The 26,218-nt window shown below is 39.1% G+C and carries 21 protein-coding genes and 7 tRNA genes; 8 read left to right on the forward strand and 20 right to left on the reverse strand.

All coding sequences use genetic code 11. The annotated features are described in order from the left end of the window. Positions 1–26: 26 nt before the first annotated feature. From GWI68_RS16225 to GWI68_RS16235, 3 genes are read left to right on the forward strand one after another with little or no spacing between them, the layout of a single operon-like run. The gene (locus GWI68_RS16225) at positions 27–2,066 is read left to right on the forward strand and encodes a protein-disulfide reductase DsbD domain-containing protein (RefSeq protein WP_166540949.1); all 2,040 of its coding nucleotides are present in this window, start codon (positions 27–29) and stop codon (positions 2,064–2,066) included. Further along, positions 2,066–2,797, forward strand: coding sequence for a DsbA family protein (locus tag GWI68_RS16230; protein ID WP_109409522.1), 732 nt, complete (start codon positions 2,066–2,068; stop codon positions 2,795–2,797). The genes GWI68_RS16225 and GWI68_RS16230 overlap by 1 nt, the downstream gene beginning before the upstream one ends. Then, positions 2,797–3,300 (forward strand): protein disulfide oxidoreductase, encoded by a 504-nt coding sequence (locus tag GWI68_RS16235; protein WP_166540950.1) that lies wholly within the window; start codon positions 2,797–2,799, stop codon positions 3,298–3,300. The genes GWI68_RS16230 and GWI68_RS16235 overlap by 1 nt, the downstream gene beginning before the upstream one ends. An 8-nt stretch (positions 3,301–3,308) precedes the next feature. On the opposite strand, the gene GWI68_RS16240 is transcribed toward GWI68_RS16235, so the two are convergent. The 6 genes from GWI68_RS16240 to miaB form a co-directional block, all read right to left on the reverse strand. After that, positions 3,309–3,995, reverse strand: a complete 687-nt coding sequence (locus GWI68_RS16240) for a hypothetical protein (protein ID WP_166540951.1) — start codon at positions 3,993–3,995, stop codon at positions 3,309–3,311. A 71-nt stretch (positions 3,996–4,066) separates the two neighbouring features. Then, positions 4,067–5,590, reverse strand: coding sequence for an apolipoprotein N-acyltransferase (gene lnt, locus GWI68_RS16245; RefSeq protein ID WP_166540952.1), 1,524 nt, complete (start codon positions 5,588–5,590; stop codon positions 4,067–4,069). A 7-nt stretch (positions 5,591–5,597) separates the two neighbouring features. Then, a complete protein-coding gene (gene corC / locus GWI68_RS16250) occupies positions 5,598–6,479 on the reverse strand; it encodes a CNNM family magnesium/cobalt transport protein CorC (protein ID WP_023581153.1) in 882 nt (293 codons plus the stop codon). 71 nt (positions 6,480–6,550) lie between these two features. Next, complete coding sequence (ybeY, locus tag GWI68_RS16255; protein ID WP_075671597.1) at positions 6,551–7,018, reverse strand: rRNA maturation RNase YbeY; 468 nt, start codon at positions 7,016–7,018, stop codon at positions 6,551–6,553. After that, the gene (locus GWI68_RS16260) at positions 7,011–8,072 is read right to left on the reverse strand and encodes a PhoH family protein (RefSeq protein WP_036912056.1); all 1,062 of its coding nucleotides are present in this window, start codon (positions 8,070–8,072) and stop codon (positions 7,011–7,013) included. The genes ybeY and GWI68_RS16260 overlap by 8 nt, the downstream gene beginning before the upstream one ends. A 28-nt stretch (positions 8,073–8,100) precedes the next feature. Beyond that, entirely contained in the window at positions 8,101–9,531 is a 1,431-nt protein-coding gene (gene miaB, locus GWI68_RS16265) for a tRNA (N6-isopentenyl adenosine(37)-C2)-methylthiotransferase MiaB (RefSeq protein ID WP_166540953.1), read from the reverse strand. 205 nt (positions 9,532–9,736) lie between these two features. Between miaB and ubiF the strand changes: the two genes are divergently transcribed. Then, positions 9,737–10,924, forward strand: coding sequence for a 3-demethoxyubiquinol 3-hydroxylase (gene ubiF, locus GWI68_RS16270; protein ID WP_208105229.1), 1,188 nt, complete (start codon positions 9,737–9,739; stop codon positions 10,922–10,924). Positions 10,925–10,977: 53 nt separating this feature from the next. On the opposite strand, the gene fghA is transcribed toward ubiF, so the two are convergent. The 13 genes from fghA to nagB all read right to left on the reverse strand — a co-directional run bounded on the left by fghA (position 10,978) and on the right by nagB (position 17,961). Continuing rightward, a complete protein-coding gene (gene fghA, locus GWI68_RS16275; protein ID WP_166540955.1) occupies positions 10,978–11,808 on the reverse strand; it encodes an S-formylglutathione hydrolase in 831 nt (276 codons plus the stop codon). Positions 11,809–11,862: 54 nt separating this feature from the next. Next, on the reverse strand, positions 11,863–12,975 hold the full coding sequence (locus GWI68_RS16280) for an S-(hydroxymethyl)glutathione dehydrogenase/class III alcohol dehydrogenase (RefSeq protein ID WP_109409529.1): 1,113 nt from the start codon (positions 12,973–12,975) through the stop codon (positions 11,863–11,865). A 20-nt stretch (positions 12,976–12,995) separates the two neighbouring features. Further along, positions 12,996–13,271: a metal-sensing transcriptional repressor gene (locus GWI68_RS16285; RefSeq protein ID WP_166540956.1), complete on the reverse strand. Its 276-nt coding sequence runs from the start codon at positions 13,269–13,271 to the stop codon at positions 12,996–12,998. Positions 13,272–13,509: 238 nt separating this feature from the next. Then, a tRNA-Leu gene (locus GWI68_RS16290) sits at positions 13,510–13,594 on the reverse strand. A 50-nt stretch (positions 13,595–13,644) separates the two neighbouring features. Further along, a tRNA-Gln gene (locus GWI68_RS16295) sits at positions 13,645–13,719 on the reverse strand. Positions 13,720–13,724: 5 nt separating this feature from the next. Then, a tRNA-Met gene (locus GWI68_RS16300) sits at positions 13,725–13,801 on the reverse strand. A gap of 20 nt (positions 13,802–13,821) precedes the next feature. Next, positions 13,822–13,896, reverse strand: a tRNA-Gln gene (locus GWI68_RS16305). Positions 13,897–13,937: 41 nt separating this feature from the next. Then, positions 13,938–14,012, reverse strand: a tRNA-Gln gene (locus GWI68_RS16310). Positions 14,013–14,039: 27 nt separating this feature from the next. Beyond that, positions 14,040–14,124, reverse strand: a tRNA-Leu gene (locus tag GWI68_RS16315). A gap of 8 nt (positions 14,125–14,132) precedes the next feature. Then, positions 14,133–14,209, reverse strand: a tRNA-Met gene (locus GWI68_RS16320). Between the two features lie 413 nt (positions 14,210–14,622). Continuing rightward, positions 14,623–15,855 carry an N-acetylglucosamine repressor gene (locus GWI68_RS16325; protein ID WP_166540957.1) on the reverse strand — a complete coding sequence of 411 codons (1,233 nt, stop codon included), beginning with the start codon at positions 15,853–15,855 and terminating at the stop codon, positions 14,623–14,625. A 9-nt stretch (positions 15,856–15,864) separates the two neighbouring features. Next, the gene (gene nagA, locus GWI68_RS16330) at positions 15,865–17,028 is read right to left on the reverse strand and encodes an N-acetylglucosamine-6-phosphate deacetylase (RefSeq protein WP_166540958.1); all 1,164 of its coding nucleotides are present in this window, start codon (positions 17,026–17,028) and stop codon (positions 15,865–15,867) included. A 126-nt stretch (positions 17,029–17,154) separates the two neighbouring features. After that, positions 17,155–17,961 (reverse strand): glucosamine-6-phosphate deaminase, encoded by an 807-nt coding sequence (gene nagB, locus GWI68_RS16335; RefSeq protein WP_109409532.1) that lies wholly within the window; start codon positions 17,959–17,961, stop codon positions 17,155–17,157. Between the two features lie 354 nt (positions 17,962–18,315). Between nagB and nagE the strand changes: the two genes are divergently transcribed. From nagE to GWI68_RS16355, 4 genes are all read left to right on the forward strand, one after another. After that, entirely contained in the window at positions 18,316–20,358 is a 2,043-nt protein-coding gene (nagE, locus tag GWI68_RS16340) for an N-acetylglucosamine-specific PTS transporter subunit IIBC (protein ID WP_166540959.1), read from the forward strand. Between the two features lie 197 nt (positions 20,359–20,555). Further along, positions 20,556–22,223, forward strand: coding sequence for a glutamine--tRNA ligase (gene glnS / locus GWI68_RS16345; RefSeq protein WP_109410000.1), 1,668 nt, complete (start codon positions 20,556–20,558; stop codon positions 22,221–22,223). Between the two features lie 641 nt (positions 22,224–22,864). Then, entirely contained in the window at positions 22,865–24,259 is a 1,395-nt protein-coding gene (locus GWI68_RS16350) for an OprD family outer membrane porin (RefSeq protein ID WP_166540960.1), read from the forward strand. Between the two features lie 482 nt (positions 24,260–24,741). After that, entirely contained in the window at positions 24,742–25,581 is an 840-nt protein-coding gene (locus GWI68_RS16355) for a DUF817 domain-containing protein (protein WP_166540961.1), read from the forward strand. A 49-nt stretch (positions 25,582–25,630) separates the two neighbouring features. On the opposite strand, the gene GWI68_RS16360 is transcribed toward GWI68_RS16355, so the two are convergent. Further along, the coding region (locus GWI68_RS16360) for an IS3 family transposase (RefSeq protein ID WP_166539075.1) at positions 25,631–26,218 on the reverse strand (588 nt) is incomplete at its 5' end.

The raw sequence follows: 26,218 nt of genomic DNA on the forward strand, positions 1-26,218 counted from the left end.
GTTGTAGGAATTTTTAGGGAGTTGTTATGTTTCGTTCTTTTGTTATGGCGTTGGTATTAACGCTATTTACGTTATCTACATCTCAAGCAGCAGATACAGGTTGGTTAACCATGCCTGATAATTCTCACGCACAAGTTAGGGCGACAGCACAAAAGTCACCAACAGGCGATGTGAAAATGTTACTTGAAGTGCAACTTGAGTCTGGATGGAAAACTTACTGGCGCTCACCAGGAGAAGGTGGTGTTGCACCTGAAATTAATTGGTCACAAGATGTGAGTACAATGGTATGGCATTGGCCGTCACCTTCTGCTTTCGATGTCGCAGGTATTCACACTCAAGGCTATGACAAGCAAGTTGTTTTTCCGATTGAATTAACCTCTGTTGATGCGGATCGTTTAACAGGCGTTTTAACGTTATCAACATGCAGTAATGTCTGTATTTTGACTGACTACACTTTAGACTTGGATCTTACAGAGCCAGCACCTGCTGATTTTGAATGGCAATATAGTCAGGCGATGGCAAAAATCCCAGTTGGCACAGGACTTATCTCCTCGGTTTCTTCTGATTATAACGATAGCCAGCTCACTATCTCTTTACAAAAAGAGCAAGGTTCGTGGGTTAAACCTAATATTTATCTCGATCCTCCCGAAGGTATGCTTTATGGTATTCCGCATTTAAATCATAAAGATAATAATTTATTTGTCACTGTTGATGTAACTGATGACTGGGGTGATGCTGCGGGTGATATTTCGGGTAAAGCACTCTCATTTGTTATTACTGACCAAGATTTCTCTCGTCAAGTTAATGACACAATAGGACTGGGGAAAACAGGTATTGCTCCTCCATCTCATTCAAGTGTTGGATTATGGAGTATTCTAGCTTTTGCGCTATTAGGTGGATTGATCTTAAATTTAATGCCTTGCGTATTACCTGTACTCGCGATGAAGTTGGGTTCGATTTTACACCTTGAAAATCGAGATAAAGGGGTTATTCGTAAGCAATTTTCGGTGTCTGTTTTAGGTATTTTAGTTTCTTTTTGGGCATTAGCTCTATTTATGACGGGTTTACGCTATAGCCAAGAAGCCTTAGGTTGGGGAATACAGTTTCAAAGCCCCTGGTTTATTGGATTTATGGTGTTAGTGACGGCTATTTTTACCGCTAATTTATTTGGTCTATTTGAGTTACGTTTAAGTAGCAATATGAATACTAAAATGGCAACGGCTGGTGGGCAGGGATATGGTCGTCATTTTTGGGAAGGTGCTTTTGCTACTTTACTTGCTACCCCTTGTTCTGCACCATTTTTAGGTACCGCAGTCGCTTATGCTTTGATTGCTCCGTTAAGTGAGTTATGGCTTATTTTTACTGCATTAGGGATAGGAATGAGTTTGCCTTGGATCTTAGTGGCAATATTTCCATCTGTTGCAAAAGTGCTACCAAAACCCGGTAAATGGATGAATCGCCTAAGAGTTGTTTTAGGTTTTATGATGCTGTTGTCTAGCATTTGGCTTATTACACTTTTAATTCCTCATTTTGGGATGGCAATTGTTGCTGGCATTTTTATTGTTATTACTTTGCTTTTATTACTCGCAATTACACGGCACTATGACAAAAAAACGGCTCTTATTTCTACTGTAATTGCCTTATTTTTGGCGGGAAGTACTTATTTATTTGTTGCTCAACCAGAAAGCCATACACTTGCAGGTCAAGACTCGGTAAATTGGAAACCTTTATCTGAAGAAGCAATACATCAAGCCTTGGCTGATAATAAACGTGTGTTTGTTGATGTCACGGCAGATTGGTGTGTGACCTGCAAAGCAAACAAATACAATGTATTATTGCGAGAAGATATTCAGGCTGCACTGTCAGCACCTGATGTTGTTGCATTAAGAGGGGATTGGACTAAACCCTCTGATAAGATCACTCAGTTTTTAAAACAACGTGGTCAAGTTGCTGTACCTTTTAACCAAGTTTATGGACCTTGCCATAAAGATGGCGTGGTTTTACCCCCTCTTTTAAATAAAGATTCAACATTGACTGTTCTTTCAGAGGCTAAAGGAGCCCAATAATGAAAAAAACACTTTCTGCACTGGTTATTTCGTCATTACTTTTTGGTGCAAATGTGCAAGCCGCGGCATTAAGTGCTGATCAGGAAAAAGAAGTTCGCGCGCTGGTTCGTGATACATTAATCAAAAATCCAGAAATTCTGGAAGAAGCAATCACTGCATTACAAGCACAAAAAGCCGATGAGCAACAAGCACAATTTCGTACTGCATTAAAGGCAGAACACGACGCATTATATAACGATGCAGCAAGCCCTCGTATTGGTGCAAAAGACGCGAAGTTAGTGTTAGTTTCTTTTACTGATTATAACTGCCCATACTGCAAACGTTTCGATCCATTATTAGAACAAATCACAAAAGATTATCCAGAAGTAGCTGTGGTAATTAAACCATTACCATTTAAAGGCGAAAGTTCGGCCAAAGCTTCCCAAGCTGTGCTTTCTGTATGGAAAGAAGATCCAAAAGCGTTCTTAGCGTTACATCAACGTTTAATGCAGAAGAAAACAATGCTAGATAATGCAAGTATTGATGATGCAATGAAAACTACCAATACAAGCAAAGTAAAATTAACGGATGACAGCTTAAAAGCGTTACAAAATAACCTAGATCTTTCTCGTAAATTAGGTATTCAAGGTACACCTGCAACTGTTGTTGGCGATATGGTTATCCCAGGCGCCGTTGATTATGCTCAGCTAGAAGTGATTGTGAAAGAGCAACTGGCTAAAGTGAAAAAATAATGCGTAGTCGCTTACGAAAGTGGAGTAAAGAACTTATTGTTCTGGTGGTCATTTTCGGTATAGCCTCTTTCGCGATGGATTGGTGGCGACAACCTACGCCACCTTCTTTAACGAATTTACCTGAACTTTATACTGTTGATAATAAAGTTGTTTCATTAACAGAATTGAGTGCTGAAAAACCCTTATTAATCTATTTTTGGGCAACATGGTGTGGTGTTTGTAAACTAACAACACCCGCAGTAAATTCGTTAGCGCAAGATGGGTATAACGTGACATCAGTTGCGATCCGTTCTGGTGATAATGCAAAACTCGCACGTGGTATTCAGTCTAAAGAATTGGTCTTTCCTGTAATAAATGATAATCGAGGCGATATTTCTCAGCAGTGGGAAATTAGTGCAACACCTTCATTTGTTATTGTTTATAAAGGGGAGATGGTGGGCTTTACGAGTGGTTGGTCATCCTCATGGGGATTGAAACTACGTTTATGGTGGGCTTCTTTTTAAATCAGTTATCAGAATTTTAGTAAAGAAAAAATGATACCGGGTAAGCTGGCAATAAAGTAGATCACCTCATAAAAAACATTTTTACGTCTACGCTCAATTTTTGCTTCTTGAGTGTTTTGAGCTATTAACACTTTTTCATTGGCAATACGTTTTGAAGTATTAATATGTATCGGCACAATATTAATAGGGATAGCGGTTTGATTATTTTTATTTACAGGTGTTAATTGGGCTAATGTCCAACCATATTGATGTTGTTTATTTCCGAACGCATTTTGCTCAATAACATAACCGTAATAATCTTTACGAAAACCTTTTTCTTCGTTATCACTGGAAATCTTATGAGCATATTGCCAATAAGATTGAATATCGGCTGATGAATGAATTAATTGAGATAGTGCTGGTGGTTCAAGTAAGGAGACATTAAGGCGTTTAGATTCAACCTCTTGTTTTTGTTGAATATTAATCGCAGTTTTCCAATGCACAGGTACAATGGTTTTATCTTCAATAAGTTGATTAATTGACTCTGGGTGTTTTGATAATACCCAGCCAAATTCATGTTGTTGCCGATTGAACATTTGGCGTTGGATCCATTTATTTTCTTTATCTGTACGGAAACCCTTTGTTTCATTATCTGTTGATATTTTTTTAGCTCTTTGCCAAATAATATCGAGAATATGTTCAGGGTAATGTTCCATGATAAAGCCCTTTTATTAGAGAAAGCCCAACCTAATTAATATTAACTTAATAAGGTTGGGCTTTATTCATTTTAATTACGGCGTTTAATAAAGGCGATAATAAAAAATAATCCAACCAGTATCCACAATGGTGTATTACCCCATTTATAATAAGGGGTTAATCCTGTTGTTGGTGTCATTTTTTCCGCTAAAGCACCTTTTTCAAATTGAGGAAGTTGAGAAATTACATCACCGTTGGCGGCAATAAAGGCTGTAATACCATTATTTGTCGAACGTAATAATGGTCTTCCTAACTCAAGAGAGCGCATTCTCGCCATTTGAAAATGCTGCCAAGGGCCGATTGAATTGCCAAACCACGCATCATTAGAAATCGTTAATAAGAATCGTGTATCAGGTTTGAAATTAGCACGAACTTGCTCACCTAAAATAATTTCATAGCAGATAGCCGCGGTAATTTTGGCATCATTGATAGTCAGTTGAGGTTGTACATATTCGCCTTGGCTTAATGATGACATCGGTAAATTAAAGAAAGGTGCCAGTGGGCGTAATAGTGATTCTAATGGTACATATTCACCAAAAGGAACAAGGTGATGTTTATTATAGCGATCTGTGGCTGGATATTGATAAGCATAGTGTTCACCTAATGTGATGACACTATTATAGAAACGATAACCTTCTAATGTCGGCCGAGCATCAATAATTCCTGTCATTAAATGAGTATCTTGCTCTCTCAATTGCTTATCAAGCTCAGCTAAAAAGCCTTGCTGTTGAATTTCAATATCAGGGATCGCCGATTCAGGCCAAATAATAAGATTTGCATTACCAATAAAAGGACGGCTTAAAGTGAGATAGGTTTTTAGTGTACTTTCTAATGTACCGGGTTCCCATTTTAATGATTGCGCAATATTCCCCTGAACAAGTGCTATCTCTTGTGTTTCATCAGGTAATGGTTGATACCACTGATAAGATTTAAAGCTGATAGGCAGCACCAATAATAGGAGTGCTGCAACAAGGCTATAAATTGATTTTCGAAAGAGAGCAAATGCGATAAGGCCACTGATAACAGTCAGTAGCAACGTTATCATTGTGACACCAAAAATAGGTGCAATACCTTTTAATGGGCCGTCAATTTGGCTATAACCAAATTGTAACCATGGGAAACCCGATAATACCCAACCTCTTAAGAATTCTGTAATTTGCCATAGTGCGGGTGCAGCAAAAACAAATCGCCATAGAGTCGGGTTTGGGAAAAACTTATTTAATAAGCCGGCAAAAAGTAGGGTATAGAGTGATAAATAAAGTGCTAATAAAATCACTAAAAAGATATTTATTGCAAATGGCATACCGCCAAAATCAGCAATGCTGACATAAACCCAATTTACACCGGTGCCGAATAATCCAAAGCCCCAAGCAAAGCCAAGAAATGCACCTTGTCGGGTTGTACGTTGCGTGATTATCAGTAATAGGCCCAGCAGTGAAATTAAGGCCGCAGGCCAAAAGTTAAAAGGCGAAAACGCGAAGGTGCCGATAGCACCGAAAAAAACCGCCAGAAGGGCGCGAACCCACTGGCGGTTTAAGAAAGAGGTATTATTCATTTAGATCCTATGCATCATTACCTAGTTCAGGAATGGGCGCATCATCTGGGATATGCACATAAACCTGAATGATCTTACGGCTATCTGCCATAACAACTTTAAATTGGTAATTATCAATGGTAATAGTTTCACCACGAGCAGGAAGATGACCAAAGGCTTGCATAACTAAACCGCCAATAGTATCAACTTCTTCATCGCTGAAATGTGTACCGAACGCTTCATTGAAATCTTCTATCTGGGTTAAAGCTCGAACTGAGTAAGCATGGCGACTCAGTGGACGAATATCAATATCATCCTCATCGTCATACTCATCTTCAATTTCGCCTACGATAAGTTCTAGAATATCTTCAATTGTGACAAGCCCTGATACACCTCCAAATTCATCAATCACAATTGCCATATGATAGCGTTGTGAGCGGAATTCTTTTAATAGGCGATCGACCCGTTTACTTTCAGGTACAACAACCGCTGAACGTAAGACTTTATCCATACTAAATGGCTCTGCGTCAGTACGCATAAATGGCAGTAAATCTTTTGCCATTAATAAGCCTTCAATATGATCTTTGTCTTCGCTGATGACTGGGAAACGGGAATGTGCTGAATCAATAATTACATCTAAACATTCATCAAGAGTTTGATTACGTTTTAGTGTAACGATTTGGGAGCGTGGGATCATAATATCCCGAACACGCTGTTCAGCAATATCCATTACCCCTTCAAGCATGTCGCGGGTATCAGGATCAATTAATTCTTTCTGTTCAGAATCGCGGATAAGCTCCATCAGATCATCACGGTTTTTAGGTTCACCGTGGAACCACTGATTAAGCAGTGTGAGAAACCCTTTCTTAGGACCAGGGTTATCGTTACTCGAAGATTGGTCGTCGCTCATGGCGTTTTAACTATTTTTCCTCATTGAATGGTTAATTAGATATAGTATTTATCATAAAAATAAGAGAACTGTTACTCTTTTTCAATTAAATAGGGATCTGCATAACCTAAATTTTGTAAGATTTCTGTCTCTAAACCTTCCATTTCTTCGGCTTCATCATCTTCAATATGATCATAACCTAAAAGATGCAGACAACCATGAATAACCATGTGTGCCCAATGTTCTTCGACGGTCTTACTCTGTTCAACGGCTTCTTTTTCTACCACTTGTCGGCAAATAATCAAATCACCTAATAGAGGCAGTTCAATTTCAGGTGGTGCTTCAAAAGGAAAAGAAAGCACGTTAGTGGGTCTATCTTTACCGCGATAAGTGAGATTCAGTTCATGACTTTCTGCTTCATCCACAATGCGAATAGTCACTTCACTTACAGGTTGAAACTGCGGTAATACCGCTTCCAACCATGTCATAAACTGGGCTTCAGTAGGAAGCCCTTGTGTATTTTCACTAGCTACTTGTAAATCAAGGATAACTTCACTCATGATTTTCTCTCTGAAGCTTCTCTTTTTCTGCTTTGATAGCTTGGCGACGTTTTTGATCTTCCGTTTCCCAAGCTTCATAGGCGATAACAATTTTGGCAACCACAGGGTGGCGAACAACGTCTTCACTGTGGAAAAAGTTAAAACTTAAGTCATTCACATCGGATAAAACTTCGATGGCATGACGTAAGCCTGATTTATTGCCTCTTGGCAGGTCAATTTGGGTAATATCCCCAGTAACAACCGCTTTAGAATTAAAGCCAATACGCGTTAAGAACATTTTCATCTGTTCGATGGTGGTGTTTTGGCTTTCATCAAGAATAATAAAGGCATCATTGAGTGTACGCCCACGCATATAAGCGAGAGGAGCGACTTCAATGACATTACGCTCTATTAGTTTCTCAACTTTTTCAAAACCTAACATCTCAAATAACGCATCATAAAGTGGTCGTAAATAGGGATCGACTTTTTGACTTAAATCGCCCGGTAAAAAGCCCAGTTTTTCACCGGCTTCAACCGCAGGGCGTGTTAATAAAATACGACGCACTTCTTGACGTTCAAGAGCATCAACAGCGGCAGCAACAGCCAGATAAGTTTTCCCTGTACCGGCAGGCCCAATACCAAAAGTAATATCATGGGTTTGAATATTGGCAATATATTGTGCCTGATTCGGTGTACGAGGTTTTATCACACCTCGCTTAGTTCGAATATTGGTCGATTTCCCAAATTCAGGAACATGCTCATCACTTTGCTCAAGCACACGGCTTTCTTTGATTGCAAGGTGAATTTGTTCAGGGTCGATATCGGGGATCACGCCTTTAATTGGCGAGGTTTCCACATACAGGCGACGTAAAATTCCTGCTGCTGCATTGACACATAATGATTTACCCGTGAGTTTAAAACGGTTATCACGATGATTAATCTCGATACCTAAACGGCGCTCAAGTTGCTTAATATTATCGTCAAATGGACCACATAGGCTCATTAAACGGGCATTGTCAGCTGGCTCTAAGAAAATTTCTTGGGTCGCTACTTGTGCATGTGCTATTACTGTCACTGATTATCCTTTTGTTAAATCTGATTAATTAAGGTTGGTAAACACCTACCCCTAATTCATCTTCTTTACGAGTACGTGCAATGACGGATTCTGGTGATTCATGGATACGTAAATCCATTTGATCTTCCGTTCTAACCACTTTACCACGTAGGGAGTTGGCATAAACGTCCACAATCTCAACATCAACGAACTTACCAATCATATCCGGTGTACCTTCAAAGTTAACCACTCGGTTATTTTCAGTACGACCAGAAAGCTCCATCACATTTTTACGTGAAGGGCCTTCAACAAGAATACGTTGCACACTGTTTAGCATCGCTCGGCTAAAGTTCATGGCTTGTTGATTGATACGTTGTTGTAGCAGATATAAACGCTGTTTCTTTTCATCTTCGCTAACGTCATCAGGTAAGTCAGCGGCTGGCGTACCGGGACGAGCGGAATAGATGAAACTAAAGCTCATATCAAAATTAACATCTGCAATTAATTGCATCGTTTTTTCAAAGTCGTCTTGTGTTTCACCTGGGAAACCGATGATAAAGTCTGAGCTTATCAGAATACCAGGACGCGCTTTGCGTAATTTGCGAATGATGCTCTTATATTCAAGTGCCGTATGGTTACGCTTCATTAATGTTAGAATGCGGTCAGAACCACTTTGCACTGGTAAGTGTAAATAGCTGACTAATTCTGGTGTATCTTCATAAACTGCAACAATATCGTCAGTAAATTCGATAGGGTGGCTAGTAGTAAAGCGAACGCGGTCAATACCATCAATTGCTGCCACTAAGCGAATTAATTCAGCAAAGCTACAGATTTGACCATCAAAAGTGGCGCCACGATAGGCATTAACGTTTTGACCTAACAGGTTTACTTCGCGCACACCTTGTGCAGCTAATTGAGCAATTTCAAATAGCACATCATCACAAGGACGGCTAACTTCTTCACCGCGAGTGTAAGGAACTACGCAGAAAGAGCAGTATTTGTTACAGCCTTCCATGATAGAAACAAAAGCGGAAGGTCCATCAGCACGAGGCTCTGGCAGACGGTCAAATTTTTCGATTTCAGGGAAGCTGATATCGACAACTGGGCTTTTAGTACCTTTAACCTGGTTAATCATTTCAGGTAAGCGGTGTAAGGTTTGTGGTCCGAAGATAATATCGACACACTGCGCACGTTGACGAATGTATTCACCTTCTTGAGAGGCAACACAACCGCCAACGCCAATGATAATATCGGGTTTATTATCTTTAAAATATTTCCAACGTCCTAACTGATGAAAGACTTTTTCTTGTGCTTTCTCACGGATAGAACAGGTATTTAGCAGTAGAATGTCCGCATCTTCGGCGACATCGGTTAACTGATAACCGTGGGTGCTTTCGAGTAGGTCTGCCATTTTGGATGAATCGTACTCATTCATCTGACAGCCCCAAGTTTTAATGTACAGTTTTTTTATCGTCGACATTGTGTAAATCCGGTATTTTCAGTGAGACAATAGCTAATCACTGGAAAACGTTGCGTGTAATAAGCCAATAAGGCGGTTATTGTAGTCATTTGTGTGGTCAGTGACTAGAGTAAGTCGGCGCTAATTCTTTATGGCGTTTAGTTTAATCAAAATAAACAGAAACAGCGCTTACCTATTATTTAAAGTAATGAGTTATGGCATAACAATGATGAGTAATGTAAAAAACGATTTTGATGCAATCATCGCGGGTGGCGGGATGATTGGCGCTGCTGTTGCAATTGGGCTGGCGCAAGAAGGATTGCGTGTCGCAATGATTGAACGACAGTCTCCAGCACCTTTTGATGCGTCATCTCATCCTGATATCCGTATTTCTGCGATTAGCTGTGCGTCCGTTAGTCTATTAAAACAACTAGGTGCATGGCAACATGTTTTGGCTATGCGTTCTGCGCCTTATCTCACTCTTGAAACATGGGAAGAAGAAAACGCTCATGTTGTTTTTGATGCAAAAAGCTTAGGATTGCCCGAATTGGGGTATATGGTTGAAAACCGTATTTTGCAATTAGCGCTTTGGCAAGAAGCTGAACGTTATAGCAATATCACTTTATTATGCCCAAACAGTCTAAGTAAAATGATCTATTTAGATGATAAATGGAAGGTAACACTTTCTGATGGCAGTGAAGTGACCACAAATTTAGTGGTGGGTGCCGATGGTGCGAATTCTCAAGTACGCCAATTTGCAGGTATTGGTAGCAATGGCTGGCAATATCGCCAATCTTGTATGTTGATTACAGTAAAAACAGAATTACCACCAGAAAAGGGAACATGGCAACGTTTTTACCCTTCTGGGCCTCGTGCTTATTTACCGCTTTTTGATAACTGGGCTTGTTTGGTTTGGTATGACTCACCTGATCGAATTAGAAAACTGCAAAACATGTCGATGATGCAGTTAGAAAAAGAAATTCAACATGCTTTTCCTGAGCGATTAGGTAAAGCGACACCTATTGCAGCCGGTTCATTCCCATTAACGCGTCAACATGCAAGCCGTTATGTTGATAAAGGGATTATTTTGTTGGGAGATGCGGCTCATACCATCAATCCTTTAGCGGGGCAGGGCGTCAATTTAGGTTACCGTGATGTGGATTGTTTCTTAGACTTAGTGGCTGATGCCAAAAAACATTTTGAACCTTGGGATTCAATGGCGTTATTGAAGAAATATCAGCGTCGACGTATGCCTGATAACTTAGTGATGCAAGCGGGAATGGATGTTTTTTATCACGCCTTTAGTCACCAATTACCGGGATTAAAAGTTGTTAGAAATATCGGTCTTTTAGCAGCTCAACATGCAGGTAAGGCTAAAGAAGCGGCGCTACGTTATGCATTAGGCATTAAGTGATTTAAGTAATAAAGTAATGCGATGATCTCCCCAAAGAGAGCATCGCATTATCGCTAAGCGTTTAAGTGCTTTGCATGAAAGGCAATATGTTCGCCAATAAAACTTGCCACAAAATAGTAACTGTGATCGTACCCTTGATGTAAATTCAATTGATAAGGGAACTGTTTTTTGTCACAAACTTGCGCATATAATTCAGGTTTAAGCTGTTCTTGATAGAACGGATCATCAAGCCCGACATCAACACGCATAGGTAATACACTTTCTGCTTGGTTAATTAATTCAACCGCATCATATTGTTTCCACTGTGCCACATCATTCCCTAAATAGGCGCTAAACGCCTTTTTACCCCAAGGAACAATAGAGGGTGACACTATAGGAGAAAATGCCGACACGCTGCGATAGCGGGCTGAATTTCGTAAGGCAATCGTTAAGGCGCCATGTCCTCCCATTGAATGACCGCTAATTGCGCGTTTATCCGTGACAGGAAAGTGTGTTTCAATCAGTGTCGGTAGCTCATCAACAATATAGTCATACATCTTGTAATGTTCATTCCAAGGCGATTGGGTGGCATTAAGATAAAAGCCTGCACCTTGCCCTAGATCATAAACACTATCATCAGCGACATTTTCACCACGAGGACTGGTATCTGGCACAACTAAAATAATGCTATGTTGTGCCGCAAATTGTTGAGCACCAGCTTTAGTAATAAAATTTTGTTCATTACAAGTTAAACCTGATAACCAATATAAAACAGGGTATTTTTGCCCTTCTTCCATCGGAGGAAGATAGATGGCAAATTTCATCTCACAACTTAACGCCTTTGATGTATGTTGATAAACTTCTTGCCAACCACCAAAACAGGCGTGACGTTCAATCCTTTCCATTTTGACTCCTTTAAAAAACAAAGACAAACCGATGAGACATAGGTTTGAGGATGATTAATCGAAATGAATAACAGTGCGGATTGATTTACCTTCGTGCATTAAATCAAAAGCTTCATTAATTTTTTCTAATGGCAGTTTATGGGTAACAAAAGGTTTAAGTTCGATATTACCTTTCATTGCATCTTCAACCATGCCGGGTAATTGACTACGGCCTTTTACACCACCAAAAGCAGTACCTTTCCACGAACGACCCGTCACTAATTGGAAAGGACGTGTTGAGATCTCTTGTCCTGCACCTGCCACACCAATGATGACAGATTGACCCCAACCACGATGCGCACTTTCTAATGCGGCTCTCATCACATTGACGTTTCCGATACATTCAAAAGTATGATCAACACCCCATTGGGTCATTTCGACAAGGACTTGCTGGATAGGTTTATCGTAATCATTAGGATTTAGACAATCTGTCGCACCAAATTGACGTGCCAATGCAAATTTCTCAGGATTAGTATCAATGGCAAAAATACGGCCCGCTTTGGCTTGTCTTGCACCTTGCAGAACAGCAAGACCAATACCACCTAAACCAAAGACAGCGACTGAATCACCTTCTTGTACTTTTGCCGTATTGTGAACTGCACCAATACCTGTTGTTACACCACATCCTAATAAACAGACTTCTTCGTGATTAGCTTCAGGATTAATTTTTGCTAGTGAAACTTCAGCAACAACGCTGTATTCACTAAAGGTAGAACATCCCATGTAGTGATAAATAGGTTGTCCATTATAGGAAAAGCGTGTTGTTCCATCAGGCATTAAGCCTTTTCCTTGTGTTGCTCTGACTGCAACACATAAGTTTGTTTTGCCTGATTTACAAAATAGGCATTCACCGCATTCTGCTGTGTACAGGGGAATAACATGATCGCCAGGTTTTACGCTAGTGACGCCTTCACCTACTTCAACAACAACGCCTGCGCCTTCATGACCAAGAATTGCTGGGAAGACGCCTTCAGGATCATCACCTGAGAGCGTAAAGGCATCTGTATGGCAAACGCCTGTGTGGCTAATTTTTATGAGCACTTCGCCAGCTTTTGGTGGCATCACATCAACTTCAACAATTTTTAAAGGCTCTCCTGGTCCAAATGCGACCGCAGCACGAGATTTCATGGTGTATCCTTTTTTTGTTATTAACGCAGGTAAGTGCGGATAAGTGAAATGGCATCATTAACGGAATTTTTTTGATCTTCAGGAGAAGCGACAGCATCCATTAGACCTTCACGTAAATGACTTTCGAGTACACCTGCCATTAGGCCATTGATAGCGCCCCGAATGGCAGCAATTTGTTGTAATACCTGACCGCATTCATTTTCATTTTCAAGAGCAGTTTCTAATGCAAGAAGTTGCCCTTTGATTTTTCTCACGCGAGTTAACGCGGCTTTTTTTTCTGCTGGTGAGTGTGGCATATATAATCCTTAAATATACTATAGGGGAGTATAGTATTTGAGTGAATATATGTACAGAGAGATCAAAAAGGCTTGGAAAAATAAAGATGGAATTAAAAAAATCGTTTTGAATGCAGGAAAGTAAAGAGAAGTACAAAGGGAGAAATTGTGTTTAGGGAAAATAGGATCGCAGAAACAAAAAAGACCCGCTATTGCGAGTCTTAATCGTTGATTTCGTGATAAACACGTTAATAATCAATGGTGCGGAAGGCGAGACTTGAACTCGCACACCTTGCGGCGCCAGAACCTAAATCTGGTGCGTCTACCAATTTCGCCACTCCCGCAACAACTTGGAGAAAAAAAGACTCGCTTTGCGAGTCTCTCTTTCAAAATATGGCTGGGATACCAGGATTCGAACCTGGGAATGCCAGGATCAAAACCTGGTGCCTTACCGCTTGGCGATATCCCAAAAAATGGTGGCTATGACGGGATTCGAACCTGTGACCCCAACATTATGAGTGTTGTGCTCTAACCAGCTGAGCTACATAGCCATATTGAATCTAGCGAAAGATGGCTGGGATACCAGGATTCGAACCTGGGAATGCCAGGATCAAAACCTGGTGCCTTACCGCTTGGCGATATCCCATCCGCTAATTCAATTGTCAACACACTAATTTATCAGAAATATGGCTGGGATACCAGGATTCGAACCTGGGAATGCCAGGATCAAAACCTGGTGCCTTACCGCTTGGCGATATCCCAACTGATAAATTCTTGACGAGGTTAAAATGGTGCGGGAGGCGAGACTTGAACTCGCACACCTTGCGGCGCCAGAACCTAAATCTGGTGCGTCTACCAATTTCGCCACTCCCGCAAAAAAGATGGTGGCTATGACGGGATTCGAACCTGTGACCCCAACATTATGAGTGTTGTGCTCTAACCAGCTGAGCTACATAGCCATCTTTTTTTTGCATAACCTTCGTCGGCGTTGCGGGGCGCATTATGCGTATTACAGACAAATCCGTCAACTGCTTTTTGCATTAATTTTCGAGAAACGTGTCCGTTTGCTCGATGGTTAATCATTTTGTCGAAAAAAGATCCAAAAAACAACCTTGTTGATAAAAAATATACTCAAAAATAAGAGAGTGTAAAGTGTGAATAAAAAGAAAAAACAAAGCAGTAAGAAGAGAGGAGATGAATAAACACTATTAAAATGTAGAGATAAAAAGGTATAAAAAAAGAAATGTAGTGAGAAAATCACGCAACATTTCTTTTTCTTAATCTATTACTGTTTGAAATTTAGACTCATTTTTCTATTTAACTAAGAAAAAGTATGTATTTAACTCAAAAAGTATAATTTATCAGCAATAACTTACTTTTCTAATAGCTGTTGAAGCAATTCTCCGTTAAGCATTGCTCGTTTAGTTAATGCAAAAGCCCCTATTGCAGAACGATGATCAAGCTCTGATGTGACTACAGGAAGCTCTTCTCTAAATTCTTTTAAGACCTGCGTATTAATACAACTTTGAATGGACGGTAGCAAAATTTCAGCAGCTTCGGTTAATTCACCCGCTAAGACAACTTTTTGTGGGTTAAATAAGTTAATTGCGATCGCAATGGCTTTACCCAAATGTAGGCCAACTTGTTTAATTGTTTCCACGGCTAATGGATCATTTTTAACTGCCGCATGACAGATATCTTGGATTTGACATTGTGTCGATGATAAATATTGACTTGGGTAGCCTTGCTCTAATTGATAGCGTACTTTGGCTTCAATTGCTGTATTGGATGCAATTGTTTCTAAACAGCCAAAATTACCACAATGACAACGCTCGCCTAGAGGGTCTATTTGAATATGGCCAATTTCCCCAAGGTTACCGCGCTGATTGAGGAGAATTTTATTATTAATAATAACCCCGGCACCCGCACCACGGTGAATCCGCACTAATAGCGAATCTTCACAATCTCTGGTAGCACCAAAATAGTTTTCAGCTAATGCGAGGCTTCGAATATCATGACCAGCATAACATGGAAGGCTAAAGCGTTTTTCAAGACTGTTTACTAAAGCCCAATTATCCACTTTCATATGAGGCATATAGCGAACAACGCCTTTATTGGGATCAACAAGGCCGGGTAAGATCACAGAAATTGAAATCAGCTCACGAATACGACGTTGATTTTGTTTAATAAAATCATCAATTGCATTAATAAGCAGAGCTTCAACTTCATTTTGTGTGCTCTGTTCTATGGGATAGTGTTGCTCAATAATGACCTTACCACTCAGATCATAGAGTGCGACAGTCGCATCATTGCGTCCTAGTCGCACACTGACGGTATTAAAATTACGGTGTTCAACAATGATGGAAATCGCACGGCGTCCACCTGTTGATGCTTGTTGGTCAACTTCTTTAATCAGTCCACGTTCAAGCAACTGACGAGTAATTTTAGTCACACTGGCAGGTGCTAGTTGGCTTTGTTCGGCTATTTGGATACGGGAAATGGGCCCGTGTTGATCAATCAGTCGATACACAATCGCACTGTTAAGTTGTTTAACAAGATCGATATTGCCAATTTGCGTTTCAGTGTTGTTATGACTCATCAGCATATACATCCATTAGTTATCAGTTATTTCAATACCATTGACAAATGTTGTGCAAAGGTTGAAGTCCTTGTCAAAAGAAGCGAGATTAGCAATTTTTCCTGCTTCAATTGTACCGAGTTCTTTTTCTATCCCAATCGCACGAGCGGGATAAAGTGTAGCCATTCGTAATGTTTCATCTAATGGAATACCTACATGAATCACGCTATTTTTAATCGCGCCAATCATGGTAAGTGATGATCCACTTAATGTGCCATCAGCATCGACACACAATCCATTACGATAATATATGGTTTTTCCTGCAAAAACGAAGCTATCCATCTCATTTTTATTAGGATCAAGCCCCGCAGGCGCAGTTGCATCTGTGACTAATAGTAATTTATCGCCTTTTAAACGTTTACTATTGCGAATATTAGCCCATGAAACATGCATACCATCAGCAATAATACCTGCATAAACCTCAGGTGTATCATAAATAGCGCCAACAAGGCCAGGGCCTCTGCCTGTAATATAAGGCATTGCATTATAAAGATGGGTCGATAATGAAATTCCATTACGGAATCCTTTACGAGCTTCTTCATAAGTCGAATTGGAATGGCCTGCCGAAACAATGATACCTGCTTTGATTAATTGACGAACATACTTTTCATCAACCATTTCTGGTGCAAGGGTGATTTTAGCGATGACATCAGCGTTATCGCACAAATAGCTAATCATCTGAGCACTTGGTTGACGAATAAATTGCGGATCATGTGTCCCTTTTTTAATCACATTGATGTAAGGGCCTTCTAAGTGTAATCCCAGTACTTTGTTTTCATGTTTTTTCATGTAGGCGCGAGTTGCTTCGATGCCTATCTTCATCAATTCATCAGAACAGGTAATTAGTGTTGGTAAATAACTGGTACAGCCTAAACGCTCATTTGCTTTTTGCATGGTTTCTAGCGTTTCAACGGTGACATTTTCTGGTGTGTCATTAAATTGCACGCCACCACAACCATTAACTTGTAAATCGATAAAACCGGGAGAGACAATTGCACCTTTCATATCACGAACAGTGATATCTTTTGGCAGTTGATCCTGTGGGCAAACCTGCTCAATACGGGAGCCGTTAATAATAATGGCGTGATTTTCTAAACGGTCGTAACCTGTATAAATAACAGCATTTGTTAAGGCAAACATACCTTTGTCTCCTGATAAGGGAAGTCAATCTAAAAAAAGCCGATATCAGCCAGTAAATTCTGGCTGATAAGTAAGAGAGCTTAGCCTTTTCCACTACTTAATCAGTAGGTACTTATTTTACTAAACTTAGTCTTGGTATTTTTGACACTCTTGCGCTTCAATTTGTTGGAAATAACGCAATGTTTTAACTCGTAATTCCATTGTGGCAGGATCATCACACACTATAATTGCTTTCGGATGAAGCTGGACACAGGAAATTGTCCATAAATGGTTAACTGCACCTTCGGTGGCGGCATGCACAGCCTGCGCTTTATTAAAACCTGTTGCCAAAATCATTAATTCTTCAGCGTCTAATAATGTGCCTACACCGACAGTTAGTGCGTATTTAGGAACATGATTAACATTATTGTCGAAGAAACGTGAATTTGCTAAACGGGTGTCTTCGGTGAGCGTTTTCATACGAGTGCGTGAAGAGAGTGATGACGCAGGTTCATTAAATGCAATGTGACCGTCGTTACCTACACCGCCCATAAACAGATTGATTTTACCATAAGACTTTATTTTAGCCTCATAACGTGCACATTCTGCTTGTGGATCTTCTGCGTTGCCGTTTAATAAATTGATATTTTCATCTTTAATATCAATATGATTAAAGAAGTTTTCATACATAAATGTACGATAACTTTGTGAATGATCTGATGGAATACCAACATATTCATCCATATTGAATGTCACAACGTGTTGAAAACTGACTTTTCCAGCACGGTGTAATTCAATTAACTCTTTATATGTCGCCAATGGCGTGCCACCAGTTGGTAAACCAAGCACGAAAGGGCGATCTGCAGTTGGATTAAATGCGTTGATCTTTTCAACGATGTAATTTGCAGACCACTTACCAACTTGTTTTGCCGTGGATAGGGGGATTAACCTCATAGTAACCTCTTAGAAAAAAGACAAATCTGATAATTCAGGAACATGTTATTTCATTGTGTGATTATCAGTGGCTCATCTATAACACGAATTTCTTTTCATTTTTAGTCGATGACTCAATTGTCCCGCCAAAAGATATTTTTAATCATAAAATAAGCTTTCTGACTTAGCCAGCATTTCAGCTAAAAAATATACGATATTGGTGACTTCAATCACAAATTATGACTAATTAATTTGCGATACGAAATAATTTTTTTAGACTGAAAATGGAATTAAATAATTAGCTCATCAATTTTTTTATAAAATATGAATGAGTATGAATAAGATCCCGTATAGGGGCTATCCAAGGGGGAGTTTGTGAATATTTTAAGTTATCTGCAGAAGATAGGACGGGCACTAATGGTGCCTGTTGCTACATTACCTGCAGCTGCAATTCTGATGGGGATTGGCTACTGGATTGATCCAGTAGGCTGGGGTAGCGATAACGCGCTTGCTGCCTTACTTATCAAATCTGGTGCTGCTATCATCGAAAACATGTCAGTCTTATTTGCCATTGGTGTCGCTTATGGCATGTCAAAAGACAAAGACGGTGCTGCTGCTCTAACGGGTTTTGTGAGTTTCTTGGTGGTCACAACACTTTGTTCGCCAGCAGCTGTGTCTATGATCAAGGGGATCCCATTAGAGGCTGTACCTGCCGCATTTGGTAAAATAGAGAACCAATTTGTGGGGATTTTAGTGGGTGTGCTTTCAGCGGAACTTTATAACCGTTTTAGCCAAGTAGAATTGCCTCTTGCACTTTCATTCTTTAGTGGTCGACGTTTAGTTCCTATTTTAGCGTCATTCCTCATGATCATCGTTGCCTTTATTTTGATGTATATCTGGCCTGTTATTTATGGCGGATTAGTCAGCTTCGGTGAAAGTATTAAAGATATGGGGGCATTAGGTGCCGGTATTTACGCATTCTTTAACCGTTTATTAATTCCTGTTGGTCTACACCACGCATTGAACTCTGTATTCTGGTTTGACGTTGCGGGTATCAATGATATTCCTAATTTCCTTGCTGGTCAGAAATCTATTGATGCTGGTTTAGCGACAGTCGGTGTAACTGGTCGTTATCAAGCGGGTTTCTTCCCTGTCATGATGTTTGGTTTACCCGGTGCTGCACTGGCGATTTATCACTGTGCACGTAAAGAAAATAAAGCAAAAGTTGCTGGTATTATGATGGCGGGTGCATTTGCTGCATTCTTCACAGGTATCACTGAACCGCTTGAATTCTCATTTATGTTTGTTGCACCAGTGCTTTATGTTATTCACGCATTCTTAATGGCAATTTCTGTTTATATTGCTGCTAGTATGGAGTGGATTTCAGGGTTTGGCTTTAGTGCAGGCTTAGTGGATATGTTCTTATCATCTCGTAACCCACTTGCTGTACACTGGTATATGTTGATTGTCCAAGGTATTGTGTTTTTCTTTATCTATTACGGTATTTTCCGTTTCACTATTACGAAATTCAATCTAAAAACACCAGGCCGTGAAGATGAAGTGTCTGATGATGAAACCGCAGATGGTTATGATGAAGATATCACAACAGCCCCTGCGAATAGCAAAGCAGGCATCCAGCAAGAAGCTCGTCAATATATCGCCGCTATTGGTGGCTCTGATAATTTAACGGGTATCGATGCTTGTATTACTCGCCTACGCCTCAATGTAAAAGATTCTTCTGTAGTTAATGATGCATACGCAAAACGTTTAGGTGCATCAGGTGTTATTCGTTTAAATAAACAAAGTGTTCAAGTGATTGTGGGTACGCGTGCAGAACTTGTGGCTAACGCAATGCGCGATGTATTAACACAAGGCCCAGTTGCCGCTTATGAAGGTACATCTACTTCAACCGTGTCTACTGAAAAAACACCTATAAAACAAGCTAATGCTAATGCAAAAGTATTACTTGAAATGATTGCGCCTTTTGATGGTGAAGTTGTAGCATTAAAAGATGTGCCTGATGAAGCTTTCTCAAGTGGTGTTGTAGGGGATGGGCTTGCGATTAAACCAACCTCTAATATTGTAATGGCACCTGCAACAGGCTCGGTTGTTAAGATTTTTGATACTAACCATGCATTTTGTATTGAAACCGATAATGGTGTTGAAATCATCGTTCATATGGGGATTGATACTGTCGCATTAGGCGGTAAAGGCTTTAAGCGTTTAGTTGAAGAAGGTGCGAACGTTAAAGTCGGTCAACCTATCTTAGAATTAGATCTTGAATATCTGAACGCTAATGCTAAATCGATGATAAGTCCTGTGATTGTAAGCAATATTGATGATTTTGATAAAATTGCTGAACAAGTTACAGGTGATGTGGTTGGAAATAAAACCGTTATCTACAAAGTATTAAAATAAATTCTATACAGATATTTAATCCTCTATAAAGAGATGGTTAAATAAGACGATAAAACGGGGAGTCTTTCAAACTTCCCGTTTTTTTATCTCTATTTTGATAAATATCTCAGGGGTGTATTTAGCTAAGGTATTTATGAAACCTGCTTATTGGATTATAGTGGGTTAATTATGCGTTTTGCTTTGAGGAAAAAATGACCATGAATGAGGCAGATGCCCGCCCAACTAACTTTATTCGTCAAATAATTGACGAAGATCTGGCAACAGGGAAACATGATAGCGTGCATACGCGTTTCCCACCTGAACCTAATGGCTATCTTCATATCGGCCATGCGAAATCAATTTGTCTGAATTTTGGTATTGCTAAAGATTACCAGGGTAAATGTAATTTACGTTTTGATGATACCAATCCAGTAAAAGAAGATATTGAGTACATCAACTCAATTCAAAAAGATGTTCAGTGGTTAGGTTTCCAATGGGAAGGTAGCGTTCATTACTCCTCAGATTATTTTGATCAACTCTATCAATATGCGATTGAGTTGATTAATAAAGGCTTAGCTTATGTCGATGAGTTGAGCGCTGAAGAAATTCGTGAATATCGCGGTACATTAAAAGAGCCAGGTAAAAACAGTCCTTATCGTTCACGTAGCGTAGAAGAGAACTTAGCACTGTTTGAAAAAATGCGTGCTGGTGGCTTTGAAGAAGGTAAAGCGTGTTTACGTGCGAAAATTGATATGGCATCACCATTTATTGTTATGCGTGATCCGGTGCTTTATCGTATTAAATTCGCTGAACACCACCAAACTGGAAATAAATGGTGCATTTATCCAATGTATGATTTTACCCACTGTATCTCAGATGCTTTGGAAAATATCACTCATTCTTTATGTACGTTAGAATTCCAAGATAACCGTCGTTTATATGATTGGGTGCTGGATAATATCACTATCCCTTGTCATCCTCGTCAATATGAATTCTCTCGTCTTAACCTTGAATATACTGTGATGTCAAAGCGTAAGCTGAATCAGCTTGTGACAGAAAACATCGTCAATGGTTGGGATGATCCTCGTATGCCAACCATTTCAGGCTTACGTCGTCGTGGTTATACTGCAGACTCTATTCGTGAATTCTGTTTACGTATTGGTGTAACGAAACAAGAAAATAATGTTGAAATGGCTGCATTAGAATCTTGTATTCGTGATGATTTAAACGAAAATGCACCTCGTGCAATGGCTGTTATCGATCCAGTTCGTTTAGTGATTGAAAATATGCCAGAAGGCGAAGAGATTTTAACTGCGCCGAATCACCCTAATAAACCGGAAATGGGAACGCGTGAAGTGCCATTTAGCCGTGAAATTTATATTGATCGTGCTGACTTCAAAGAAGAAGCAAACCGCCAATATAAACGTCTGGTGCTAGGTAAAGAAGTCCGTTTACGTAATGCTTATGTGATTAAAGCAGAACGTGTCGAAAAAGACGAACAAGGCGAAATTACGACCATTTACTGTACTTATGATGCTGAGACTTTAAATAAAGATCCTGCTGATGGTCGTAAAGTAAAAGGTGTTATTCACTGGGTAAGTATTCCACATGCTGTTCCTGCTGAAATACGTCTGTATGACCGTCTGTTTAGCGTACCAAACCCAGCGGCAGAAGATGATTTCTTATCAACAATTAACCCTGAATCTTTAGTTATTCGTGAAGGTTTTGTTGAACGTAGCTTAAAAGATGCAGCTATCGAAAAAGCGTATCAATTTGAGCGTGAAGGCTACTTCTGTGCTGATAAGCTATCAACAGCGGATAAGTTAGTGTTTAACCGTACAGTAGGCTTACGTGACACTTGGGCTAAGATTTCTCAACAAGGTTGATTTAAACCTTATTTTGAGTCGCAATAGTTAGCACCAAAATTAATAGAATGCTCGGTAATTAGTTATCGAGCATTTTTTTATCTGTTTTTTTTCTAATTTTGTACAATTTTTCATCTATTTATATTTAGTATTTATTCTTTTAGGATCAATTAATCTCAAGTTTTTCATTCCAAACGATAACTTTTTATTTATTTCATTTGAAATAATTAACTTGTTATCACTTTATTCTTCCGTTTTTTCATAACATTTCATTCAATAAGACTGTAGTAAGAAAAGTGTGATTTAAAGCACATATTTTACAACGTTAAAAAAGCTTATTTATAAGCACTACTTATTATTCCTTTTAATAAAAACGAAATCTAATATCGTTTAAAGATTAGTCTAAAAAATTAAATAAAATCAATTTGTTATGTTTATTTTTAATGAGGGGTTATAAAAGCAAGAAAATGAAACGATCATTTAGTTATGTGCCCTTGGTCATATTTTGATAAAAATTCTTTTTTTTTGGTTGATAATTCGCGTCGCGAAAAATATGCTGTTTCTAACCTAATTTAGGTTTTTTCCCCACTTGGGGTTTTATATTTGGAAATAGGCATTGTGCTTATTTCTTTTTTAGTCAAAGTCAAAGAGGAAACAATGCTATGGTTATGCAACATGCTAAACCAGGCAGGGTGGCACTTGCCGTTATGGGCGCATTGCTTGTAACTGCACTACCTGCAAAAATGTCTCATGCTGAAGGATTTATTGATGACTCAACCTTAACAGGTGGTCTTTTTTATTGGCAACGTGACCGTGATAGAAAAGAGTTAACACCAAATAGTCCTGATTACGGTAAATACAAAGCCAACCTACACCATTCTACTTTCAACGCTAATCTAGACTTCTCATCAGGTTACCTAGGTGATTTTATTGGTATTGATTTAGCTGCCTTTGGTGCGGCTGAATTGAATAATAGTGGCCCTGCTGCACCTAATGAAATCGGTTTTAGTGATGCAAAAAGTCGCTGGGATGAAAAATGGACTGGCGATCGCAGTGGTATGAGCGTTTATAAAGCAGCTGCGAAATTCAAATTAGGCAACTTCTGGGCACAAGGTGGGTATATTCAACCTAAAGGCCAAAGTTTATTGCGTCCACATTGGAGCTTCTTACCAGGAACTTACCGCGGTGCTGAAGCTGGTGCAGTCTTCGATTTCGATAAAAGTGGTGAATTATCTTTCTCCTATATGTGGACAGATGAATACAAAGCACCATGGTATCGGAATATGTATAACTTCCGTAAAGCTGATCTAGAAACGAATATCAGCTATCTTCACTCTTTCGGCGCCAAATATGATTTTAAAAACAGTCTTGTGTTAGAAGCTGCATTTGGTCAGGCTGATGGTTATATCGATCAGTATTTTGGTAAAGTTTCTTATGATTTCCCAATTGCTGACAATGCATTAAGAACGTCTTACCAATTCTACGGTGCTAAAGATAAAGTGACCGGTGGTGGCGTTAATGATGTTTATGATGGGCTGGCATGGTTACAAGCACTGACTTTTGGTTATACCTACAATGTATTTGACTTCAAAGTAGAAGGAACATGGGTTAAAGCTGAAGGTAATCAAGGTTATTTCTTACAACGTATGACTCCGGGTTGGGCGACATCAAATGGTCGTCTTGATGTGTGGTGGGATGGTCGTTCTGACTTTAACGCCAACGGTGAAAAAGCACTTTATGCGGGTGTAATGTACGACCTGAAAAATTGGGATCTATCTGGCTGGGCGGTAGGTACTTCTTATGTTTATGCATGGGATGCTAAACCAAGTGGTAAAGCCATTTATGATCAAGGTCAGCGCATCAGAGAAAGTGCGTGGAATGCGGATATTATGTATACGGTTCAAGAAGGTCGCGCTAAAGGGACACTCTTTAAGCTTCATTATACCCGTTATGATAACCATTCCGATATCCCAAGTTATGAAGGTGGTTTTGGTAATATCTTCCAAGATGAAAAAGACGTTAAATTTAACATAATTATGCCATTTACTATTTTCTAATATCAGAGTGAGGATAAAGTGTATTAATTGCACTTTATCCTGAATAAAAATAAAAAGCTAAATACGATTACGATAAGTAAAAATAACTAATAGAAAGAGTAGGGATAAATTAAAAAGAATAAATATTATTCTCAAAAATTAGCCTCGTTAATAAAGTGAAGTTGTCAGCAGTAGTAAAAAGTAGAAGTAAAGTCGTCATGTCATGTTATGTCGTCTGAGATAAATGTGAGTGGGTTATGTTTATCTCTTGAGCTTCAGTTATTTCGCAAAATTTGCGTAAGGTATTTACCCTAAAAGGCAGTCAGAGTGGGTATCGTAGTGGGGGGTAAATACCTTTATTTTTAAATCCTTTCTTTTTCGTCCTTTTCATCCTTGTGCGTTTTTTCATTCTATGGCAAATTTCTTCTCATTCATTTTATCTCTCCTTAATTTATTATTCTGCATTGAATACTATTTAATAATGCACGTTTTCAGGAAGAAGCATGTTAAAGCGATTGGATGATTTTTTATTAGAACCACCATTGAAGCCTTTTAAAGGTATAAAACGATTTATTGTTGAATTTCTTTTTTTTGGTGTGAAAGAAGCGCGTTCTTGTTTATTTGCGGGATTTTTCTTTTTTATTTTATTTGTAACACCAAGTAAAGGAATATTAGGAATACCTCGTTATGACGTTTTACTTATTCTCGCTATTGCTTTCCAATTATGGATGGTATGGGGAAAACTCGAAACATGGGATGAATTAAAAGCGATCTGTTTTTTCCACATTGTTGGTTTTGTGATGGAATTATTTAAAACATCAGCGGCAATTGGATCGTGGAAATACCCTGATTTTGCTTACACTAAATTGTGGGAAGTCCCTTTATTTACAGGGTTTATGTATTCCGCGGTAGGAAGTTATTTAATTCAAGCATGGCGTTTTTTAAAAGTACGAATTGAACATTATCCACCTTATTGGATGGCAACTTTGGTTGCGCTCGCTATCTATATTAATTTCTTTTCTCATCACTTTATCGGTGATTATCGCTGGTATTTAACTGCCTTTATTTTAGGTCTTTATGCCCGTAGTGTGGTTTATTTTACGCCTTATGATACAGAGCGAAAAATGCCACTATTATTGGCTTTTGTTCTGATAGGTTTCTTTATTTGGCTTGCTGAGAATTTCGGTACATTTTTTGGCGTATGGCAATATCCTAACCAAATTGGTGCTTGGTCTGCTGTACATGCAGGAAAATGGGGCTCTTGGTCACTGTTAGTCATTGTTACATTTACTATCGTGGTTCATTTAAAACATATTAAACACAGTATCAGTGTGGCTAAGTAGAGTTATCCTCGGATTTTAGTGACTAGTCCTGATATAGGTTGACAACTTTTCAGGCATAAAACGCTCGATGTACTTCATCGGGCGTTTTATAGTTTAACGATAAGTGTGGCCGTTTTTCATTATAGAGTTGAATTGATTCTTCTACTAATTTTCTTGCTTGTTCCAGATTACTCGGTTTTATCAGTAGATACTCCATTTTTAATATTCCATTAATTCGTTCTGCTAAGGCATTTTGATAACAATCATACCCATCAGTCATAGAACATTGAATATTATGCTCTTTATGTATCTTCTGATATTCCGAAGAACAATACTGTATCCCTCGATCTGAATGATGGATTAACGAAGTTGTCGAAGTCCGTTTTTTTAACGCCTGAACCAACGATTTCTTCACTGAACTTGTTTTCATATTGTTATCTAAATGATATCCCACGATTTTTCGTGAATACGCATCCGTAATTAAACTTAAATAAGTATCACCTTCATGCGTCGATAAATAGGTAATATCTGCCACCCAAAGCTGTTCTGGTTGTGTGGGGATAAACCCTGACTTAATTAAATTTGGATGCCGATGAAAACGATGATGGCTTAAGGTTGTTCGATGATAAGCCCGTTTATTAGGCACCAGTAACTGATG

The sequence above is a fragment of the Proteus sp. G2669 genome, from assembly GCF_009915245.1.
Classification (GTDB): Bacteria; Pseudomonadota; Gammaproteobacteria; order Enterobacterales; family Enterobacteriaceae; genus Proteus.

Coding starts and splice junctions, on each gene's coding strand:
- GWI68_RS16225 (WP_166540949.1), top strand. CDS start 27: ATGTTTCGTTCTTTTGTTATGGCGTTGGTATTAACGCTATTTACGTTA.
- GWI68_RS16230 (WP_109409522.1), top strand. CDS start 2,066: ATGAAAAAAACACTTTCTGCACTGGTTATTTCGTCATTACTTTTTGGT.
- GWI68_RS16235 (WP_166540950.1), top strand. CDS start 2,797: ATGCGTAGTCGCTTACGAAAGTGGAGTAAAGAACTTATTGTTCTGGTG.
- GWI68_RS16240 (WP_166540951.1), bottom strand. CDS start 3,995: ATGGAACATTACCCTGAACATATTCTCGATATTATTTGGCAAAGAGCT.
- lnt (WP_166540952.1), bottom strand. CDS start 5,590: ATGAATAATACCTCTTTCTTAAACCGCCAGTGGGTTCGCGCCCTTCTG.
- corC (WP_023581153.1), bottom strand. CDS start 6,479: ATGAGCGACGACCAATCTTCGAGTAACGATAACCCTGGTCCTAAGAAA.
- ybeY (WP_075671597.1), bottom strand. CDS start 7,018: ATGAGTGAAGTTATCCTTGATTTACAAGTAGCTAGTGAAAATACACAA.
- miaB (WP_166540953.1), bottom strand. CDS start 9,531: ATGTCGACGATAAAAAAACTGTACATTAAAACTTGGGGCTGTCAGATG.
- ubiF (WP_208105229.1), top strand. CDS start 9,737: ATGATGAGTAATGTAAAAAACGATTTTGATGCAATCATCGCGGGTGGC.
- fghA (WP_166540955.1), bottom strand. CDS start 11,808: ATGGAAAGGATTGAACGTCACGCCTGTTTTGGTGGTTGGCAAGAAGTT.
- GWI68_RS16280 (WP_109409529.1), bottom strand. CDS start 12,975: ATGAAATCTCGTGCTGCGGTCGCATTTGGACCAGGAGAGCCTTTAAAA.
- GWI68_RS16285 (WP_166540956.1), bottom strand. CDS start 13,271: ATGCCACACTCACCAGCAGAAAAAAAAGCCGCGTTAACTCGCGTGAGA.
- GWI68_RS16325 (WP_166540957.1), bottom strand. CDS start 15,855: ATGCTGATGAGTCATAACAACACTGAAACGCAAATTGGCAATATCGAT.
- nagA (WP_166540958.1), bottom strand. CDS start 17,028: ATGTTTGCCTTAACAAATGCTGTTATTTATACAGGTTACGACCGTTTA.
- nagB (WP_109409532.1), bottom strand. CDS start 17,961: ATGAGGTTAATCCCCCTATCCACGGCAAAACAAGTTGGTAAGTGGTCT.
- glnS (WP_109410000.1), top strand. CDS start 20,556: ATGAATGAGGCAGATGCCCGCCCAACTAACTTTATTCGTCAAATAATT.
- GWI68_RS16350 (WP_166540960.1), top strand. CDS start 22,865: ATGGTTATGCAACATGCTAAACCAGGCAGGGTGGCACTTGCCGTTATG.
- GWI68_RS16355 (WP_166540961.1), top strand. CDS start 24,742: ATGTTAAAGCGATTGGATGATTTTTTATTAGAACCACCATTGAAGCCT.